Here is an 18,059-nt window from a genome sequence, read left to right on the forward strand (position 1 = left end):
CGTGTCGGTCCTGGGGTGTGCCATCACCTTCGCGGCCGGCGCGCTGGCGGTCGGGAGCGTCTTCCGGGCCATGATCGTGATCGGGGGGACGATCGCTCTCGGGGTGATCGCGCTGACGGCGTGGCGGCCTGTGTGGGGGGTCTACCTCTACCTCGCGACCCTGCCCTTCCTCGCCGGCATCGACCGCGGCTATCTCCTCCCGCTCGTCCGGGGGAACGAAGGCATCCTGGTCCTCGTCCTGCTCGGGACGGGCCTGGGCGGCTACCTACGGTTGCTGACCGGTGAACGCCCTCGCTGGTCTTCTCATCCGTTGCACGCCCCGTTGTACGGCTTTCTCCTCGCCTCCACGATCTGGCCCCTGGCATGGATGGCCCTGCGCGGCACCCTTCCCGGGGGTGGGGATGTCTCCGCCGTACTGCCGGTGGCCAAACTGGTCGCCCTCTTCGTCCTCGTCCGACTCGCGGTCACCACCCCCGACCAGGTCATGCGGTGCCTCCGCGTGGTGGTGTGGGGCGCGGCCGCCCTCGGTGTAATCGCTCTGGGACAGACCCTGAAGGTCGGCCCGGTGCTCTCGGTGCTGGCGACCTACTGGTCGAGCGGCATCACGGGCGCGGAGCGCGGGACCGCGACCCTCGCGTCCTCCATCGCCACCGGTGACTACGTCGTGGTCGGCCTGCTCGTGCTGCTCTTCGGAGCGGTCCGCGGGCTGTTCCGTCGCAGGGAGACCGTCGCGCTCGCCGTACCGCTGGTGCTCGGCGTCCTGGCCGCGGGCCAGTTCTCGACCTGGCTCGCTGTCGCGCTCGGGCTCGTCCTGGGCGCGTGGAGGTCCACGGTGTTGCGCGCCTGGTTGATCCGGGCTCTCCCTCTCGTGTGCGTGGCCGGCCTCGTCGTCGGTTCGCCCGCGATGGCCGCCCGTTTCCAGGAGATCGGCGGCGACGGTCCGGCCGGCGGGTCTGCCATGCCGGCCAGCTGGGTCGTGCGGATCGACAACCTGGCCACCTTCTACCTGCCGCGGCTCGACGGACTCGGCTTCGTCTTCGGCGTCGAGCCGAGCTCAGTCCTGGTTCCGCCGGAGACGTGGCGCGACGTCATCTACCTCGAGAGCGGCTATCTCCAGCTCCTGTGGGTCGGTGGGCTACCGCTCCTCGTGACGTTCGCCTGGCTCACGATCGCCGTTCTCCGTTCGGCTCGCGTGGCCGAGGACGACCCGGGACCGCGGGGTGCCGCCGCGTCCGCCCTCTGGATCGCCTGGGTCCTGATCCTCGTCCTCACCATCCTCGACGCGCACCTCACGCTGCGCGGTATGGGGGACCTCGTCTTCACGTTGTGCGCACTGGTCGTGGGGGAAGCAGATGAAGCAGCTCGAACTCGGGAACCACGAACCGTCCCGGTGGGAGGGGATGGCAGGTCGAACCGTCGATGTCCTCCTGGCCTCGACGGCCCTGGTCCTCCTGGCGGTACCACTCCTCCTGATCGTCGTCCTGATCAGGTTGACCAGCCCGGGCCCGGCCGTGTTCCGGCAGCGACGGGTGGGGAGGGATCGGCGCCCTTTCACGATGTACAAGTTCCGGACCATGCGGGTGGGGGCCGACGACAGGGCTCAACGTGACCTGGTCGCTCGAGAGCTCGCGGGCGAGAACACGCTCGTCAACGGCACGTGCAAGATCAGTGGTGACCCTCGGGTGACGCGTGTCGGCGAGCTCCTCCGTCGGACGAGTCTCGACGAGCTCCCACAGCTGGTGAACGTCCTCCGCGGCGACATGGCGCTGGTCGGACCGCGACCATGCCTGGTCTGGGAGGCGGAGATGTTCCCGCCGGCCTGTGCCCCCCGCTTCACGGTCCGCCCCGGCCTGACCGGCCTGTGGCAGGTCAGCGGCCGGAGCACGATCGGCACGGCCGAGATGTTGGCGCTCGACGTCGTCTATGTCCGGGCTCGCGGCCTCCGGACCGACGTGCGCATCCTCATCCGCACCGTTCCCTCGATGCTGACCCGGGACGGGGCTCGATGAGTGTCGAGCAGATCACCTCTTCACGGGTACGGACCGTCGACCCGAGAACGGATCGCGCGTGGCACGAGCTGGCCCGGTCCGCGGAGGGAAACCTGTTCACGTCGCCCCCGTGGATCGGCGCGGTGTGCGACACGTACGGCTTCACTCCGCAGGCCAGGGTCGGCCGTGACACGGCTGGGCGACCCGGCGGTTTCGCATGGGTGGTCGTCGATGACCTCCGGGGACGCAGGATCACCAGCCTGCCCTTCAGCGATCGATCGGACCCGATCGCGGGAGACCCGGACCTGTGGCACGCGTTGTCCGACGGTGTGGTCGGGACCGATCTCCCCACCACGATCCGGGCCCTGGCACCATCCCCGGTCGCGGGCGACGCTCGGCTCGAACCCGTCGGCGAGGCGGCATGGCACGCGACCTCGATCGACCGCACTGCCGAGGACATGTTCGGGCAGGTCAACCGACACGCCCGCCGCAACGTCGCCATCGCCCGACGTCGTCAGGTGCGGGTCGAGGCGGACACCACCCTCGACGGCGTCCGGGCGTTCCATGCACTGCACGTCCGGCTCCGTCGTCAGAAGTACCGGCTCCTGGCACAGCCCAGGGAGTTCTTCGACGCGGTCTGGGCACGATTCGCTCCGTCCGGCGACATCACGACCCTGCTCGCTCGTCACGAGGGTCGGCTGATCGCGGGCGCGCTGATGCTGCGTTGGAACGACGTCCTCTACTACAAGTTCGGTGCCTCGGATCCGGAGCACCTCTCTGCGCGACCGAACGACGCGGTGTTCTGGGCGGCGATCGAGCAGGCGGTGTCGGAGGGCGCCGGCCTGATCGACTGGGGGCTCAGCGACCTGGACCAGCCCGGACTCGTGGCCTACAAAGACAAGTGGGCCTCACAGCAGCGTCGCATCGTCACCTACCACAGCCGGGGGGGTCGCGGGGCAGCCACCAGTGAGGTGGACACCTTGTTGCGCCGCCTGACCGACCTGCTGACCGGCGACGACGTGCCGATGGACCTCAGCAGGCGTGCCGGAGACCTGCTCTACCGCTACTTCTGCTGACACGACCCGCGCATCTCCAGCTACCGAGGACGCGGCGAGCGGTGGGCATCGCGCCTCCGCGGTGCCGCGGTGTCGGCGACAGCGCGACAGCGCGACAGCGCGACAGCGCGACAGCGCGACAGCGAACGTTCCCGGGTCAGAGCCGCCGGTGCGAGCCCGGAAGAAAGAGGAAATCGCTCACGTACCCCGCCGGTGGAGAGTACGGAATGAAATCGCCGCCGAGGAAGCGGCGCTGGTGGGACTCCACGTCGAATTCCGTGAGAGGACGCACGGCGCGGTCCTGGACGAAGTAACCCTGGTACCCGAGTGCGGTGAAGCGGGCGAACAGGTCCTCGACCGGCCTGTGCCGATGACGGTCCTCGATCTCCACGGCCACGGCGGGTCGGTGCTCCTCGACGACCGACCAGCTACCCTCGAGCGCAGGGTCCTCGTGACCCTCCACGTCGCACTTGAGCACGGACACCCGGCGGTCCTCGTCGGCCAGGAGCGAGTCCACCCGACGCAGCGCGACCGTGAACGCCGACTCGTCGTCGCACGCCCGGAGTTCGACGCTGGCGAGGGCGTCGATCACCTGACCTCCGTGACTGGGAACGTGCAGGACCGCCTCCGCCTCGCGGTCCGAGGCCGCGAACGGGTGCACGACGATGTTCCGCCGGCGGCGTGAGAGGGCTGTCAGCGCCGCGACGTTCCCAGGAAACGGCTCGACAGCGTGCACCTGACCGCCGGGGCCGACCAGAGCGGCCATGAGCCAGGTGTAGACGCCCCGATTCGCCCCGAGGTCGATGACCGCCGAGTTCGTCGTGACGTTCTCGGTGAGGAACCCGAGGAGGGGGTCGCCCTGCCACCTCTTCTTGACGAGACGGACCGAGGCACTGACGACCGGGTCGATGCGGTCGACGAGTCGTTCGAGACGATTCACGGCCCCCCCAGGGTGGCGACTGACGGCTACAGCTCCGTCCACGGCTTGTCGTGCAGGTTGCGGCTGACCTCGGTCATGTACCGCTGCGCCAGCGGGGTCATCCACTCGCCGGAGTAGTGCCAGCCCAGGCATCCCCACAGGTCACCCGCCTGGTAGGGCGGTCGCAGGTAGAGGACCCGCCCCTCGTAGCAGCCACGGATGACGGCCAACCCGTAGTCGACGTTGAACGCGGTGCTCTCCGCGGAGAGGGGATACGAGCCCGGGCGGTAGATGTGCTTGATCTGCAGAAGACCGAAGCTCGTCGGACACGGTGCCGTGTACGACCCGACGCAGAGGCGCTGCTCGTCGACGACGTCCGCCGCCTTGTCCTGGAACCACGAGCTCTCCGTCCAGGCCACCGCCCGGACCACCTCGGGGTCGAACCCCCACTTGCAGGCTCCCCAGGCCATGATCTCCTCGGTCGTCCCCGTGAACTGGCCGTCGATGCGCGGGACGATGGTGCGGTTGACGACCGGATCCCAGTAGTCCGGCCACGGTGGGAGGACGAGCCCCTCGGGCACCGTGGCGTTGGCGCCGGCGTTGGTGGAACGCACCTCGCGCCCGCTCCGCACGATGCGCTGAGTGCAGGCTTCCCCCGAGGGCAGCGCCACGCCCACCGGTGAGGCAGGAGGAGCCGGGGCGGGCGAGGGCAGCGCCACGCGTTCGGGCGGCTCGCTGGTGCAACCGAGGACCAGCCACAAGCTCGCCAGCAGGATCGACACGAATGCTCTCCGTGCATGCACCACGCCGATCACACCGGCTGCACCCCCCGAACGACGTGGTCGCTTCGACTCATTCGATCGACGGAATCGAACAACTGTCGGTGAGCAGATAGTAGGTTCGTCACGGTGCGGCGGCTAGGGGTTCGGCCTCCGCGAGACCATGCGGGGGAAGCCATGAGGCCACGGGCCGCAGTCGTGCGTTGTCACTACTTCCGCGACACGCGAGTACGCCGCGAGGTCGACGCCCTCCTCGACCTCGAGTTCGAGGTCGAGGTGTTCTGCCTTCGAGATGCCGGTGAGTCCTCCCGGGAGCAGCGGGGCGCACTCCTCATCCGCCGGCTCCCGCTCCGGCACCGGGCGGGGGCGGGCGCGGCACGCCTGCTGGCGGAGTACGCGTCCTTCTTCGTCCTGGCGATGATCCTGATCTCCTGGCGCGCCGCCCGTCGACCCTTCGAGCTCGTCCAGGTCAATTCCGTGCCCGATGCGCTCGTGTTCGTCACTGTCCTCGCCAGGGCGAGAGGAGCCCGCGTCCTGCTGGACCTCCAAGAGCCGATGCCGGAGTTCTTCGCGACCAAGTTCGAGGTCACGATGTCCCATCCCGCCGTACGGCTCGTCGCCGGTCTCGAGCAAGCCGCCATCCGCTTCGCAGCCCACGTCATCACCCCGACCGAGCCGATGCGTCGGGAGTTCGTCCGGCGCGGGGCCGACCCACACAAGATCAGCGTGGTCATGGACGGAGCTGACGAGCAGGTGTTCGTGCCTTCGTCCGCCCACGGCGAGGCCTACTCCCGCTTCGTGATCGTCAGCCACGGCACCATCGAGCCGCAGTACGGCCTCGACACCCTGATCCGGGCCGCTGCGCAACTGCGCGACGAGCTCCCCGACTTCGAGGTCCGGATCATCGGTGACGGTTCTCAGCGCGAGGAGCTCCGCGCCCTCGCCGCCTCGCTCGGTCTCGAACGATGGGTGCACTTCAGCGACGGCTTCGTGCCCGAGGACGAACTCATCCGCTTGCTCAGCTCGGCGAGTCTCGGTGTCGTCGCCATGAAGCGTGATCGTTTCCGTGACCTCACGATCGCCGGCAAGATGTTCGACTTCGTCGCGCTCGGCATTCCGATGGTCGTTTCGAGGACCCGGTCGGTCGAGGAGATCTTCGGCTCGGACTGTTACGAAGGATTCGTCCCCGACCAGCCCGAGGATCTCGCGAGGGCCATCCGCCGCCTGCACGACGATCGGCTACGCGCGAAAGCCCTGACGGAGAACGCGCACGAGCGTGTCCGGCCCATTGCCTGGCCAGTACAGCGCCGTCGTTACCAGGAGATCGCCCGAGGTGACCGGTGATCGCCATCAACCCCGTCGTCGACGTGGCCCGCCCGAGGTCGGCGCCCTCAGCCACCGCAGCGCTCGCCGCGTTCGCCGCCGTGCTCCTGCTCGTCAGCGGCTGCGCCGGTGGCGTCACGACCCAGCCTCCCCTCCCCCCGATGCCGGGCGACCCGGACCTGCCGCGCCGGCTCGTCGAGACCGTGACCGCCGACGGGGCCTTCACCCACCTGCAGGCCTTGCAGAACATCGCCGCCCGCAACGGCGGTCAACGCGCCTCGGGGAGCCCAGGGCACGAGCAGAGCGTCGACTACGTCGCGGACACGTTGCGCCGAGCGGGATACGTCGTCGAGACGCCGACCTTTTCCTTCTACACGTTCACTGCCGAGGCGCAGACCTTGACGGTCGACGGCCGCACCGTTCCTGCCCCGCGTGCCCTGCGCTACTCACCACCGACACCACCTGGCGGGATCACGGCACCGCTCGTTGCCCTGCCGTCGGACACGGCCCTCGGTTGCGAAGCCGGCGATTACGCGGGGAGCCCGGTGAGCGGGGCGATCGTGCTGGTGCGCCTGGGCTCGTGCACCCCCACCCGGAAGCAGCAGGTGGCAGCAGAGGCCGGAGCGGTCGCCATGATCGTGGCGAACTCCGAGGACATCGCGCTCAACACCTCGCTCGACTCCCCGGTCGAGGCGCGGATCCCCGTCGCCGGAGTCTCGAGTCGACAGGGCAGCTCGTTGGAGACTCGCCAGGAACAATCCGCGAACCTCACCCTCGTGACCCGATCCGAGAGCAGGACGAGCCGCAGCGTTGTCGCCCAGACGGTCACGGGTCGACCGGACGAGGTCATCCTGTCCGGCGCCCACCTGGACAGCGTCCCCGAGGGTCCGGGCCTCAACGATGACGGTTCGGGGTCGGCAGCCCAGCTCGAACTCGCACTGCGACTCGGGGCTGCACCCCCTGTCACCAACATGATCCGGTTCGCCTGGTGGGGTGGCCATGAGGCGGGCCTCTGGGGCTCGTCGGCCTATGTGCAGGGTCTGTCGTTCGATGCCCGCCGCGACATCGCCGCCGTCCTCAACACGGACATGATCGGCTCGCTCAATGCGGCCTACTTCGTCTACGACGGCGACGACTCCGACGGTGTCGGCGCCCCGGCGGGGCCTCCGGGCTCCGCCGCGATCGAGCGGACCCTGGAAGAGGGACTGACGAGGTCGGGAGTCCGGGCTCGCGGTCTCGATCTCGAGAACCGATTCGATCACGCTGCGTTCACCGCGATCGGCATCCCCGCGGGCGGGCTGTTCACCGGGGCGGAGGGGATCAAGACACCGGAGGAGGCCGCCCTATGGGGAGGTCGAGCGGGCGAACCGTACGACCCCTGTTATCACGAGCGCTGCGACGGTCTCACCAATGTTGACCGGGTGGCGCTCGCCCGCATGCTCGATGCACTGGCCTGGACCATCGCGACCTATGGAGTCGGGCTGGGCGGACCGAACGGCCTGCCCTCCCGGGAACAACGGGCCACCCTCTAGCGGGCTCGTCGGTGTTCCGCAGAGCCGACTGCAGCACGCAGGGTCTTCGTGAACGCCGGCGTGCGGCACGGCTGGCACGCCCCGTGCGCCGGCCCCCGCGCTCAACGGCCGCGGGCGAAGAGGACCTCGGAGATCGTGCGGAGCAGGACCTTGGCGTCCAGCCAGAGCGACCAGTTCTCGATGTAGAAGTTGTCGAACCGCGCGCGGTCGGAGATCGGTGTGTCCGCGCCGCGCAGGCCGCTGACCTGCGCCAGGCCCGTCAGGCCCGCGGGGACGCGGTGGCGGTGACCGTAGCGCGGCAGCTCGGAGGAGAACTTCTCCACGAAGTGGGGGCGCTCCGGGCGCGGGCCGACCAGGGTCATGTCCCGCGCAGGATGTTCCACAGCTGCGGGAGCTCGTCGAGCGAGTCGGGCGCAGTACGCGACCCATCGGCCCCACGCGCTGGTCGTCGACGACCGACCACTGCGTCGCCAACTCACGCTCGTCGGACGGGCGCATCGAGCGGAACTTCAGGCACTCGAACAGGAGCCCGTCACGTCCCACGCGGGCCTGCTTGAAGATCACGCCGGGCCCGCCCTCGAGGCGCACGGCCAGCGCGATCACGGCCACGATCGGCGCGAGCAGCAGGAGCACGACGGCGCTGACGACGACGTCGAACACGCGCTTGAGCGCCCAGCTGATGCCGTCGAGCGGGGGCGTGCGGATGCGCATGATCGGCACGGAGCCGATGTGGTCGCCGGTGCCGGTCTGGGTCACGAAGGCGGGCAGCCGGGGCACGATCAGCAGGTCGCAGCCGGCGCACTCGGGGCTGCGGACGCGGTCGAGCAGCTCGACCTCGTCGAACTCGCCGCCGGCGACCAGCACGACGTCGATGCCGTTCTCGGCGACCACGCGCTCGAGATCGGCCAGGGCCCCGACGTGCGGGGCGAACGCGGCGGCGGCGCAGTCGCGGCCGTCGTCGAGGAAGCCGGCGACCGCGAGCCGGTAACGCGGGTGACGCTGGAGGAGCTCGATGACGTCGGCGGCGAGCGAGCCCCCGCCGACCACGAGCGTGCGGTGCGCGACCACCCCGCGCCGGCGCGCCGCGAGGATGAACCGCGTCGTCGCCATCCGGAGCACCACCAGCCCGAGGCCGGGCAGGACGATCAGCAGGAGCGTCTCGACGCCCTCGCCCTCGTGGCGCAGCGCGAACACCGACGCGACCAGCGCCGCAGCCACGAGCAGCCGGCCGATGACCATCGGCAGCTCGTCGAGGACCGCGAGGTGCAGGCGCGCCCGGTAACTACCCCGCCCCACAGCAGCGCGATCGCGATGACCGCCATCGCGAGCACGGCGTGGACACGCTGCAGCTCGCGGACGTCCGCCCGCTGCGTGCGAAGGTGGTGCAGCCGGGCGGACCCGCTGTCCGGCTCCGCGGAGAGCCGGAAGCGGGAGAGGGGCTCCGGGGTGCCTGACGAAGTCGCCCACCGTCGTCAGCCGCACGGCGCCGAAGTGCGCTGAGCAGCCGATCCGGGAGGACTCACAGCTCACGGTGCGCTCGAGCCGACCAACGACGCCTGCCTATCGCGAAGATCGCCGGGATCATGGGCGTGCAGTCGGTCCGCCGGGAGTACGACCGGGCGTGGATCGCGGACGTGTCCCGCCTGCAGGCACTGAACTCGAACAGCACCCACGATGAGCTCGACGCTTCGTCCCAGCCTGCGGTACTTCGCCAGCACCTCACTGGCGTTGTTGGCCACGGTTCTGTCCGGGTGATGGCGCCTGACGACTTCGAGGATCTCGCTGGTGCGCTCGTGCTCGGGGCGCCAGAGCTGGTCGAGGATCTCGACGGAGACCGGTGCTCCTCCGTGATCGATCCCTGCCACCACCGCCTCGCGCCCCTCGGTGTCGAGCAGGACGCGCAAGGTATCCACCGCGCTCGGCGAGCCGGTTGACCGTCACACCGTCCGCGGCCCGTCGCATCTGCCGCACCGCGAGCTCGGCCCCCTCGCCCAGGACCTGCTCCAGGTGCACGAGCACGGCGAGAACCGCCGCGAGCGGCTGGCGCTCGCCGTCGGGGCGACGGCCTCCCCGAACTCGGCGGCCGCTCCTTACCCCACGCGCCGCCGCCCATTACGTCGCGTCCGCGGCCCAGGCCTCGGGGCCGACCTGCCTGACGAGGGCGAGGAGCCACCGGACCGCGGGGCCCTCACGCTCTCCGCGACGTCCTCTGTCCGGTTCGTAACTCCCGCCGCCCGTCGCGCGACAGACGGGCAGGACGTGCTCGGGAACACGGAGGCCGGCGATGACCATGATCCTGACGGCGGTGGCGGGGGCGACGGCAGGAGCCGCGGCGTGGCTCCTCGCGCCCTGGGCGAGCATGGCCGTGCACGGGACGGTCGACCAGCGGCACTGGGCCGGTGACCGCCCGGTCGGGTGAGGATCCGCGGAGATCGCTAACGGTCGAGCCCCAGGGCGCGAGAAGAGATCGACAGCCGGCATGGGGGCCGGCCGCACCTCGGGGGGTTCCCATGGCCAAGCACGCGACGCCGCACACGGCGGCCGGCGTCCGGACCGCGAGCACGATCATCCGCCCGGTCGCCCTCAGCGCGGCGGCCTACCTCGACCGGCTGCGCACCGCGACCACGACCGTCACGCCCGCCTCGATGGCGGCCGGGCGGCACTCACGCTGACCCCGCTCCCGTCGGCCGGCGCGGCGCCGACGGGTGCGGGGGTCACGCCGGCAGGACCGTCCCCGCGTGCAGGGGGCCCTCGTCGTTGACGGCGAGGAGCACCGGGACGGTGCCTCCGGTGTCGATGCGGCAGACCGCGGCGTCGACGAGGTACATGCGCCACGCGATGTCGATCCCGACGCCGAGCGCCCAGCTGATCGCCGCCTTGATCGGCGACACGTGGCTGACGACGACCACCTCGCCGACCGCGGCCTCGGCCGCGAGCTCGGTGCACGCGCGGGCCACGCGCTCGCGCACCGCCACCAGCGACTCGCCCCCGGCGGGGACGTGCTCCGGGTCCTCCTGCCAGGCGCGCCACGCGTCGCCGTCGAGCGCGGTCATCGGCTGGCCGTCGAGGTCGCCGTAGTCCATCTCGGTCCAGCGGGCGTCGATCTCCACCGGCACGTCGGCGCCGAGGAGCGTCGCGGTCTCCTGCGCGCGGGCCAGGGGGCTCGACAGCAGGCGGGTGGGCCGGGGAAGACCCGCGGCGAGCGCCCGGGCCTGGCGACGCCCCACGTCGGTGAGCGGTGGGTCCGACCGGCCGCACATCACCCCGCGGGCGTTGGCCTCACTCTGACCATGGCGGACGAGGGTGAGCACGTACTCCACGGTAGTGCCGGGAGCCCGGGCACCCGGTGCGCATTCGGGCGACCGCGCGCCTCCACGAGCAGGACCGGTCGCCAACGGTGATCGATCGAGTGTGGGGCACGCCACTGCTGCCGTAGGGTCAGGTCACGGGCGTGCCGGACGCCGCGCCCACGACGGCCCTCCTCGGCCTCGTCCACCGGAGGAGGTCCTCGCGTGTCCCTCTTCCCCGGGTTCGACGTCGTCGACGTGACCGTCGGCGGCACCACCGTGCACGGCCGCGTCGGGGGCTCCGGGCCGCCGGTGCTGCTCCTGCACGGCATCCCCGAGACCCACCTCCTGTGGCGTCATGTCGCGCCCGCGCTCGCGGTCGACCACACCGTCGTCGTCACCGACCTGCGCGGCTACGGCGCCAGCGGCGTCGGGACCTCCGGCGACCACTCCATGCGCGCCCTCGCCGCCGAGCAGCTCGCCGTGGTGCGGGCCCTGGGCCACGAGCGCTTCGCCGTCGCCGGCCACGACCGCGGCGCCCGCTGCGCCTACCGGATGGCCCTCGACCACCCCGACCACGTCCGCCGCCTCGCCGTCCTCGACGTCGTCCCGACCGCCGAGGCCTTCGCCCGCGCCGACCGCGAGTTCGCGCTGGGCTACTGGGTCTGGTCGCTGCTCGCCGCGCCGACGCCGGTGCCCGAACAGCTCGTGCTCGGGGCGCCGGCGACGTTCGTCGACCACCTGCTCGACAGCTGGTCCGACGACCCGTCCGTCTTCACCCCGTGGCTGCGCGAGCGCTACACCGCGACCTTCCGCGACCCCGACCGCGTGCACGCGATCTGCGAGCAGTACCGCGCCGCCGCGACCGCGGACGTCGCGCACGACGAGGCCGACCGCGGCGCCCACCGCCTCCGCTGCCCCGTCCTCGCGCTGTGGAGCGCGACCGGCGCCGTGCACCGCTGGTACGACCCGCTCGCCGTGTGGCGGCAGTGGGCCGACGACGTCCGCGGCGGCCCGCTCGACGCGGGGCACTTCCTGCCCGAGGAGGCGCCGGACGCCGTCGTCGAGGCGTTGCGGGGGTTCTTCGGCGACGGGCGGGCGGTGTCGTGAGCGTCGCGACGGCGGACGCCCGGCTCCGGACCGGAGCACCTCACCCCGCGGGCGTCGGCCGCACCCCGACCCGCGCGGACGAGGGGCTCCACGGTCGTGCCGGGAGCCCGGCCGGGCGACCGAGCGCGTCCGCGAGCAGGACGACCGCGCCGGGCAGGCACGCGATCAGCGCCAGCACGCCGTAGACGACGGCCGTCGCGAGCCCCTGGGCGGCGTCGAGGCCGACCGCGGCGAACGCGACGGCGGCGGCCGCCTCGCGCGGGCCCCAGCCGCCGACGGTCAGCGGCACCGCCATCGCGAGCAGCGCGACGGTGACCAGCGGCAGCAGCTGCCCCAGCGACACGCCGACCCCGGCGACGCGGGCGGCGAGCACGAACAGCGCGAGCAGCCCGCCGAGCGCGACGAGCGAGCACAGCAGCACCGGCGGGCCGGTCCGCACCCGAGCGAGCCCCTCGCGGACGTCCCGGCCGGCGCTCGCCAGCGCGACCCGGACCCGGGCGGCACGCCGCGCGTGGCGAACCCACAGGCCCGCGACCAGCACGGCGACGCCCAGCCCGCCGGCGACCACGCCGAGACCCGGACCGACGAGCGCGTGCAGCAGGGCCGGGCTCGCGACCAGCACGACGACGCCGACCGCGACCACGACCACCTGGCCCGCGACCCGCTCGATGACGACGGCCCGCGCGCCGCGGGCATCGCCGGGCCGGTGGTGGCGGACGGCGCGGTGGACGTCGCCGAGGACCCCGGCGGGCAGGAGGGAGTTGAGGAGGGTCGCGCGGTAGGCGTCGGCGGTGGCCGTGCGCAGGGACAGGTCGAGACCCACGCCGCGGGCGACGACGCACCAGCGCGCGGCGCCGGCGACGGTGGTGACGGCGCCGAGGGCGAGGGCGGCGAGGACGGTCGGCGCCGTGATCGCCCCGAGCGCCTCGACGACACCGCCCGCGCCGACGCGGATCGCGAGCAGGGCCGGCAGGCCGAGGCCGACCAGCAGGCGCAGCAGGAGGCCCAGGGGGACGCGGCGGGCGGGGGCGGTCATGGCGGGTCCGGTGGTCTCGGGACCGGAGGGGTCGGGGTGGGCGGAGCCGCCAGTGTTGCCGCTGCCGTCGCGCGGGGTGAGGGTGTTCGCTCTCTTGCCCGCACGGGCCTCGGTGTGCTGGGCGGGGCGGTCGTCGACGCTGCGTCGCGGGACGGGCACGGCGGGTGGGGCGGACAGGGCAGGCGCGGGGAGCGGCACAGAGGGTCCAGGGGAGCTGGGGAGCGGGGAGCGTGCGGTGGGGCGTCGGGGGCCGGTGGGGGCCGGCCGAGGCGGGGCTCGAGGGGAGGGCTCTAGGGGAGGGCGAGGAGGTCGAGGTGGCCGACGGTCACCCGCAGCCGGCCCTGCTCGGCGGCCTCGAGGCGGCGGGCGAGGTAGGCGTCGGCGTGGCGCGCGAGGTCGGGGTCCTGCGCGACGGCCGCGGCCACCCAGCCCTGCAGCCAGGCGACGACGAGGTCGACGTCGTCGAGCCCGAGGTGCCACGGGCTCGCGCGGGAGCGGATGTGCGCGCCGTGGCGGGCGAAGGCCTCCTCGGCCACGGTCGGGGCCCGCGGGCCGAGGAGGGCGCGTCCGTCGACGGTGCGCTGCTGGTGGGCGTCGAACGCGGCGGCGATGGCCACGTCGCGGGGCTCGGCGGGCTCGAGGCGGACCTGCCCGGTGACCGACAGCGTCAGCAGGGCCGCCACGCCGGCGCCGACGCACGCCGCGGCGACGGCGTCGATCTCGTCGGCGGTGAGCAGGTCGAGCAGCGCGGAGGCGGTGACGAGGTCGACGCCGGCGAGGTCGGCGGCGGTCAGCGTCGTCACGTCGAGCTCGCGGACCTCCGAGGTGATCGGCGACCCGTCGCGCGCCCGCGGCGGCAGCGAGTCGGCGACGTGGGCGAGCAGGCCGGCGTCACGGTCGGCCAGCACCCAGTGCTGCGGCCCGGGCAGGCGGGGCGCGAGCCAGCGCGCCATCGACCCGGTGCCGGCGCCGAGGTCGAGGATGCGGCCGGGCGCGGGGTGTCCGGCGCGCAGCTCCTCGACGAGGTCGACCGCGCGCGCCTCGGCGTCGGCGTTCTCGCGCAGGGCGAGCCAGTCGGCGGCGGCCGGCGCGCCCGGGAGGGCGTGGTCCGGGGTCAGGCCGGCGGGCTCGCGAGCAGGTCCGCCAGCGCCTGCTCCACCCGTCGCGACGTCTGTGTCCACGTGGTCAGCCTGCATCGTGGGGATCTCGCTGAGACACGTAACCCGTCCCGGTGCTGATGATCGGCGAACCAGCGGTGCAGCGTTGCGACGAGTGCGGGTACGTCCTCAGGAGGCGTTAAGACTCCGCCGTTCGCCAGCGTGTCCGGCAGCCCGCCGACGGCGCTCGCCACGACGGGGATGCCCCGCGCGCGGGCCTCGCTCACCACCATGCCGTACGTCTCGACCCGCGAGGGCGCGACGAGCAGGTCGGCGGCGTGCCAGATCGCGTCCAGCTCGGCGGCGGTCCGCGGGCCGAGCAGGTGCACCCGGTCGGCGAGACCCTGGCGCGCGATCGCCGCGCGGAGGTCGGCGACGAAGGCCGGGTCGCGGCCGGTCGGGCCGACGAGGTCGAGCGTCCACGGGCGCTCGCGCAGCGCGGCGAGGGCGTCGACGAGCAGGTCCTGGCCCTTGGTCGGCGTCACGGCGCCGAGGCAGAGCAGCCGGTGCGCGCCGTCGGTGCCCGCCGCGTGGGGCGCCGGGTCGACACCGGGGACCGCGACGACGGCCTCGACGCCCTGCTCGGACAGTCGCCGCGCGGTCCAGGGGCTGGTGGCGACGACGGCGCGGGCGGCGCGCAGGACGGCGTGCTCGCCGGCGGAGAGGTCGGGGTGCTCCTCGTCCAGGGGCAGGTGCACGAGGACCGCGAGCCGGCGGGCGTGCGGGACGACGACGTCCGGGACCCCGCCCGCGACCAGCCCGTCGACCAGCACCGCGCCCGCGCCGGCCAGCGCGCCGGCGAGCGCCCGCCGCGCGGCGTCGTCGGGCCGCGGCCAGGCCCCGGCGAGCTGCGCGTCGTGCACCGTCCGGCCCCGCGCGCGCAGCCCGTCGATGATCCGCGCGTCGTACACGTCCCCGCCGCTGACCAGCGCGGGGTCGGCGACCGGCCGCACCATCGTGAGCGGTATTCCCGGTCCTGACCGGGAATTCCGCTCACGTGGGGGCACGGGTCCAGCATGCCTAGGGTGCGGACATGGTCGATGCCCTGCCGCCCCTGGCGTCCGAGGACCACGCCTGCGCGCCGTGCGGCATGCGCTACGCCGACGTCTCGATCGACGAGGCGTGCGCCCACGTCGCGGCGGTGCCGGCCGCTCTCCGGGAGGCCGTCCACGAGCTGGAGCCCTCGCTCCGGCACGGCCGGCCGACCGACGACGTGTGGTCGGTGGCCGAGTACGTCTGCCACCTGCGCGACGTCGCCGTCGCCTTCACCATCCGGCTCCACCGCGCCCGCACCGAGGACCGCCCCGCCCTCGAGCCCGTGTACAACGACCTGCGGGCCCGCCGCTTCCGCTACGACCGGCACGACGTGCCCGCGGTCCTGGCCGAACTGGAGATCGTGACCCCGGGCCTGCTCGACGAGGTCGCCCGCTTCCGCGACGGCGACTGGGACCGGACGGTCACCCGCCTCCCGCACGAGGAGCGCACCGCCCGCTGGCTGCTGCGCCAGGCCGCGCACGAGGGCGTGCACCACGTCGCCGACGTGCGCCGGCGGCTCACCTAGCCCGGCGGTCCTGGCGGGGCGGTCACGCGGCCGGTCGAGGCGGTGACCGTGACGGTCTGGCCCTCGACGCCCCCGCCCAGCGGGTCCTCACCGACGACCGTCCCGGCGGGGGCGCGGCTGTCGACGGTCGCGGTGTCCACCACGAAACCGGCGGCACGCAGGGCCGCGGCCGCCTGGTCGGCGGGCTCGCCGATCACGGCGGGGATGGTGGTCAGCCGGCCGCCGGTGACGAACCGCGGGTCGGGAGCCGGGAGCGGCTGGACGGGGCTCGCGCCCAGGATCGGCGTCATCGCCCGGTACCAGGTCTGCGCCGGGGTCGTGCCGCCGAACAGGTTGCCCGTCCCGCACGAGGTCGGCGGGCTGCCCGTGCAGATCGGGCGGGGCGAGGAGGAGTCGTCGAACGTGATGGCCGCCGCCGCGATCGACGGCGTCGCCGCGACGAAGGCTCCGGACTCCGAGGTCTGCGTGGTGCCGGTCTTGGCGGCGGTGGGCCGGTGCCAGCCGGCCGCGGCCGCGGCGGCCGCGGAGGTGCCGCCGGGCTGGTCGTCCTTCGCCAGCCCGGTCATCTCGGTGTCGGCCAAGGGCCCGGGCACGGCCTGCTCGCACGCGGCGCCGTTCACCGGCACCGGCCGGCCGGCCGCGTCGGTGACCGAGGTGATCGGACTGGGCGGGCACCACGTGCCGTGGCTCGCCAGCGTGGCCCCGACGTTGGCGAGCTCCAGCGAGCTCGTCGGCGCCACCCCGAGCGTGAACGACGCCTGGTTCTGCGCCTTCACGGTGTCGGCGATCGACGGTTGGCCCGGGCCGGGCGGCTCGGCGAGCGAGCGCATCCCCAGCCGCACGGCCATGTCCACCACGGGCGCGATGCCGGTCGTCTCCTCGAGCTTGACGAACGCCGTGTTCGGCGACTGCGCCAGCGCGTCCTGCAGGCTCATCTGCGGCGGGTAGTCGCCGTCGTTCGAGACCACGAAGCCCGGGGTCAGCGGCGAGGCGTAGCCGCTGGCAGGCACCGGGATGACGGTGTCGATCCCGCCACCCTGGGCGAGGTAGGCCGACGAGGTGAAGATCTTGTAGACGGACCCGGCGCCCAGGTTCTCCGGCGTGCCGGGCAGGTCGTAGGTGGTCTGCAGCTGCGAGGCGTCGAGCCCGTAGCCCCGGTTGGCGACCATCGCGGTCACCGGGTGCGCGGTCGCGCCCGGCGCGACGATCGAGAGCACGTCGGCGACGTGCGACCGGGCCGGCGGCACCTCGGCGTCGACGGCGGCCTTCGCCTGCTCCGTCGCCGCGCGGTCCATGGTCGTCCGGACGGTGTAGCCCCCGCGGCGCAGCTCCTCGGCCGAGATGCCGCTGCGGGCGAGGTCCTCGAGGACGTAGGCGCAGAAGAACCCGGCGTCGCCGGCGCCGAGGCAGCCCTCGGTCAGCCCGTGCAGCGCCGGGTCGACACCGAGCGGCGCCGCGGTGGCGCGGGCGGCCTGATCGGGGGTGATGTCGCCCTGCTCGGCCATCTGCGTGATCACGACGTTGCGCCGGTCGAGCGCGGCGGCGGGGTGGCGCACGGGGTCGTCCTGGGCCGGGCTCTGCACCATGCCGGCCAGCAGCGCGGCCTGGGGCACGGTCAGCCGGTCGGCGGTCGTGTCGAAGTACGTGCGCGCCGCGGCCTGCACGCCGAACGCCTGGTTCCCGAACGACACCACGTTGAGGTAGCGGGTGAGGATCTCGTCCTTGGGCACGGTCCGGTCGAGCCGCTCGGCCACCTCGGCCTCGCGGACCTTCCGGCCCAGGTTCGGCGCGGTGGCGCGCAGCTGCTCGGCGGGCGTCCGAGCCGCCACGTACTCGTCATCGTTCTTGACGTACTGCTCGGTCAGGGTCGAGGCGCCCTGCGTCGCGCCGCCGCTGGAGTTGTTCACCAGCGCCCGCACCACGCCGCGCGCGTCGAGCCCGGACTCGACGAAGAAGCGCCGGTCCTCGATCGCCACGATGGCCGCCTTCATCGCCGTCGAGATCCGGTCCGACGCGACGACCTGGCGGTCCTGGTCGTAGAGGTAGGCGATCGGCGCGCCGGCGTCGTCGGTGATCGTGGTGACCGACGGCATGTCCCCCGACAGCACACCGGGCTGCGTCGCCTCCACCCCACCCATGGCTCGCGCCGCGAGCTGCCCGAGGCCCCCGACGAGGGGGAACACCAGGCCGGCGACGACGACGCCGCCGATCACCGCGATCGCCAGGAGCCGCACCCCGAGCGTCACCGATCTCCGCACGAGCGGCCATGGTCCCCCGCGCCACCTGAGCAGGGTGTGAACAAAGATCACGCA

17 protein-coding genes and 1 pseudogene are annotated in these 18,059 nt (G+C 73.1%); 8 read left to right on the forward strand and 10 right to left on the reverse strand.

Annotation, left to right across the window (positions count from 1 at the left end):
• The first annotated feature begins 1,400 nt into the window (after window positions 1–1,400).
• Together PH190_RS01160 and PH190_RS01165 are read left to right on the forward strand one after the other, a co-directional pair.
• Window positions 1,401–2,009 (forward strand): sugar transferase, encoded by a 609-nt coding sequence (locus PH190_RS01160; protein WP_274229671.1) that lies wholly within the window; start codon window positions 1,401–1,403, stop codon window positions 2,007–2,009.
• Window positions 2,006–3,064 carry a GNAT family N-acetyltransferase gene (locus PH190_RS01165; protein WP_274229672.1) on the forward strand — a complete coding sequence of 353 codons (1,059 nt, stop codon included), beginning with the start codon at window positions 2,006–2,008 and terminating at the stop codon, window positions 3,062–3,064. The genes PH190_RS01160 and PH190_RS01165 overlap by 4 nt, the downstream gene beginning before the upstream one ends.
• A 136-nt stretch (window positions 3,065–3,200) precedes the next feature.
• On the opposite strand, the gene PH190_RS01170 is transcribed toward PH190_RS01165, so the two are convergent.
• Window positions 3,201–3,983 carry an FkbM family methyltransferase gene (locus PH190_RS01170; RefSeq protein ID WP_274229673.1) on the reverse strand — a complete coding sequence of 261 codons (783 nt, stop codon included), beginning with the start codon at window positions 3,981–3,983 and terminating at the stop codon, window positions 3,201–3,203.
• 26 nt (window positions 3,984–4,009) lie between these two features.
• Window positions 4,010–4,744, reverse strand: a complete 735-nt coding sequence (locus PH190_RS01175) for a hypothetical protein (protein ID WP_274229674.1) — start codon at window positions 4,742–4,744, stop codon at window positions 4,010–4,012.
• 195 nt (window positions 4,745–4,939) lie between these two features.
• Here PH190_RS01175 and PH190_RS01180 point away from each other — a divergent pair, with 195 nt between their 5' ends.
• Window positions 4,940–6,085 (forward strand): glycosyltransferase family 4 protein, encoded by a 1,146-nt coding sequence (locus PH190_RS01180; protein ID WP_274229675.1) that lies wholly within the window; start codon window positions 4,940–4,942, stop codon window positions 6,083–6,085.
• Window positions 6,082–7,596 (forward strand): M28 family peptidase, encoded by a 1,515-nt coding sequence (locus PH190_RS01185; protein WP_274229676.1) that lies wholly within the window; start codon window positions 6,082–6,084, stop codon window positions 7,594–7,596. The genes PH190_RS01180 and PH190_RS01185 overlap by 4 nt, the downstream gene beginning before the upstream one ends.
• A 101-nt stretch (window positions 7,597–7,697) precedes the next feature.
• Here the strand turns inward: PH190_RS01185 and PH190_RS01190 are convergent, their stop codons facing one another.
• The 3 genes and pseudogenes from PH190_RS01190 to PH190_RS01200 all read right to left on the reverse strand — a co-directional run bounded on the left by PH190_RS01190 (window position 7,698) and on the right by PH190_RS01200 (window position 9,500).
• Complete coding sequence (locus PH190_RS01190; protein ID WP_274229677.1) at window positions 7,698–7,958, reverse strand: sugar transferase; 261 nt, start codon at window positions 7,956–7,958, stop codon at window positions 7,698–7,700.
• Between the two features lie 100 nt (window positions 7,959–8,058).
• A pseudogene (locus tag PH190_RS30695) lies at window positions 8,059–8,835 on the reverse strand (sugar transferase); the annotation flags it as partial.
• A gap of 287 nt (window positions 8,836–9,122) precedes the next feature.
• A complete protein-coding gene (locus PH190_RS01200; RefSeq protein ID WP_274229679.1) occupies window positions 9,123–9,500 on the reverse strand; it encodes a hypothetical protein in 378 nt (125 codons plus the stop codon).
• A gap of 380 nt (window positions 9,501–9,880) precedes the next feature.
• Between PH190_RS01200 and PH190_RS01205 the strand changes: the two genes are divergently transcribed.
• Together PH190_RS01205 and PH190_RS01210 are read left to right on the forward strand one after the other, a co-directional pair.
• Window positions 9,881–10,015: a hypothetical protein gene (locus PH190_RS01205; protein WP_274229680.1), complete on the forward strand. Its 135-nt coding sequence runs from the start codon at window positions 9,881–9,883 to the stop codon at window positions 10,013–10,015.
• A 91-nt stretch (window positions 10,016–10,106) separates the two neighbouring features.
• Window positions 10,107–10,268: a hypothetical protein gene (locus PH190_RS01210; protein ID WP_274229681.1), complete on the forward strand. Its 162-nt coding sequence runs from the start codon at window positions 10,107–10,109 to the stop codon at window positions 10,266–10,268.
• Between the two features lie 42 nt (window positions 10,269–10,310).
• Here PH190_RS01210 and PH190_RS01215 read toward each other — a convergent pair whose 3' ends face one another.
• A complete protein-coding gene (locus PH190_RS01215; protein ID WP_274229682.1) occupies window positions 10,311–10,907 on the reverse strand; it encodes a histidine phosphatase family protein in 597 nt (198 codons plus the stop codon).
• Between the two features lie 201 nt (window positions 10,908–11,108).
• On the opposite strand from PH190_RS01215, the gene PH190_RS01220 reads away from it, so the two are divergent.
• A complete protein-coding gene (locus PH190_RS01220; RefSeq protein WP_274229683.1) occupies window positions 11,109–11,993 on the forward strand; it encodes an alpha/beta fold hydrolase in 885 nt (294 codons plus the stop codon).
• Between the two features lie 40 nt (window positions 11,994–12,033).
• On the opposite strand, the gene PH190_RS01225 is transcribed toward PH190_RS01220, so the two are convergent.
• The 3 genes from PH190_RS01225 to PH190_RS01235 form a co-directional block, all read right to left on the reverse strand.
• The gene (locus PH190_RS01225) at window positions 12,034–13,188 is read right to left on the reverse strand and encodes a lysylphosphatidylglycerol synthase transmembrane domain-containing protein (RefSeq protein ID WP_274229684.1); all 1,155 of its coding nucleotides are present in this window, start codon (window positions 13,186–13,188) and stop codon (window positions 12,034–12,036) included.
• 131 nt (window positions 13,189–13,319) lie between these two features.
• Window positions 13,320–14,147, reverse strand: coding sequence for a methyltransferase domain-containing protein (locus PH190_RS01230; protein ID WP_420791560.1), 828 nt, complete (start codon window positions 14,145–14,147; stop codon window positions 13,320–13,322).
• Complete coding sequence (locus tag PH190_RS01235) at window positions 14,144–15,142, reverse strand: glycosyltransferase family 4 protein (protein ID WP_274229686.1); 999 nt, start codon at window positions 15,140–15,142, stop codon at window positions 14,144–14,146. The genes PH190_RS01230 and PH190_RS01235 overlap by 4 nt, the downstream gene beginning before the upstream one ends.
• Before the next feature lie 77 nt (window positions 15,143–15,219).
• Here PH190_RS01235 and PH190_RS01240 point away from each other — a divergent pair, with 77 nt between their 5' ends.
• Entirely contained in the window at window positions 15,220–15,747 is a 528-nt protein-coding gene (locus PH190_RS01240) for a DinB family protein (RefSeq protein ID WP_274229687.1), read from the forward strand.
• On the opposite strand, the gene PH190_RS01245 is transcribed toward PH190_RS01240, so the two are convergent.
• A complete protein-coding gene (locus tag PH190_RS01245; protein ID WP_274229688.1) occupies window positions 15,744–18,005 on the reverse strand; it encodes a transglycosylase domain-containing protein in 2,262 nt (753 codons plus the stop codon). The two genes, PH190_RS01240 and PH190_RS01245, sit on opposite strands and share 4 nt — an antisense overlap.
• Window positions 18,006–18,059 lie beyond the last annotated feature (54 nt).

Origin of the sequence: Actinomycetospora straminea (assembly GCF_028737255.1) — a bacterium.
Lineage (GTDB): Bacteria > Actinomycetota > Actinomycetes > Mycobacteriales > Pseudonocardiaceae > Actinomycetospora > Actinomycetospora straminea.

Bases quoted from the DNA above. Each gene is read 5' to 3' on its own strand.
- PH190_RS01240 (WP_274229687.1), top strand. From the start codon at position 15,220: ATGGTCGATGCCCTGCCGCCCCTGGCGTCCGAGGACCACGCCTGCGCG.
- PH190_RS01165 (WP_274229672.1), top strand. From the start codon at position 2,006: ATGAGTGTCGAGCAGATCACCTCTTCACGGGTACGGACCGTCGACCCG.
- PH190_RS01160 (WP_274229671.1), top strand. From the start codon at position 1,401: ATGGCAGGTCGAACCGTCGATGTCCTCCTGGCCTCGACGGCCCTGGTC.
- PH190_RS01210 (WP_274229681.1), top strand. From the start codon at position 10,107: ATGGCCAAGCACGCGACGCCGCACACGGCGGCCGGCGTCCGGACCGCG.
- PH190_RS01205 (WP_274229680.1), top strand. From the start codon at position 9,881: ATGACCATGATCCTGACGGCGGTGGCGGGGGCGACGGCAGGAGCCGCG.
- PH190_RS01235 (WP_274229686.1), bottom strand. From the start codon at position 15,142: ATGGTGCGGCCGGTCGCCGACCCCGCGCTGGTCAGCGGCGGGGACGTG.
- PH190_RS01190 (WP_274229677.1), bottom strand. From the start codon at position 7,958: ATGACCCTGGTCGGCCCGCGCCCGGAGCGCCCCCACTTCGTGGAGAAG.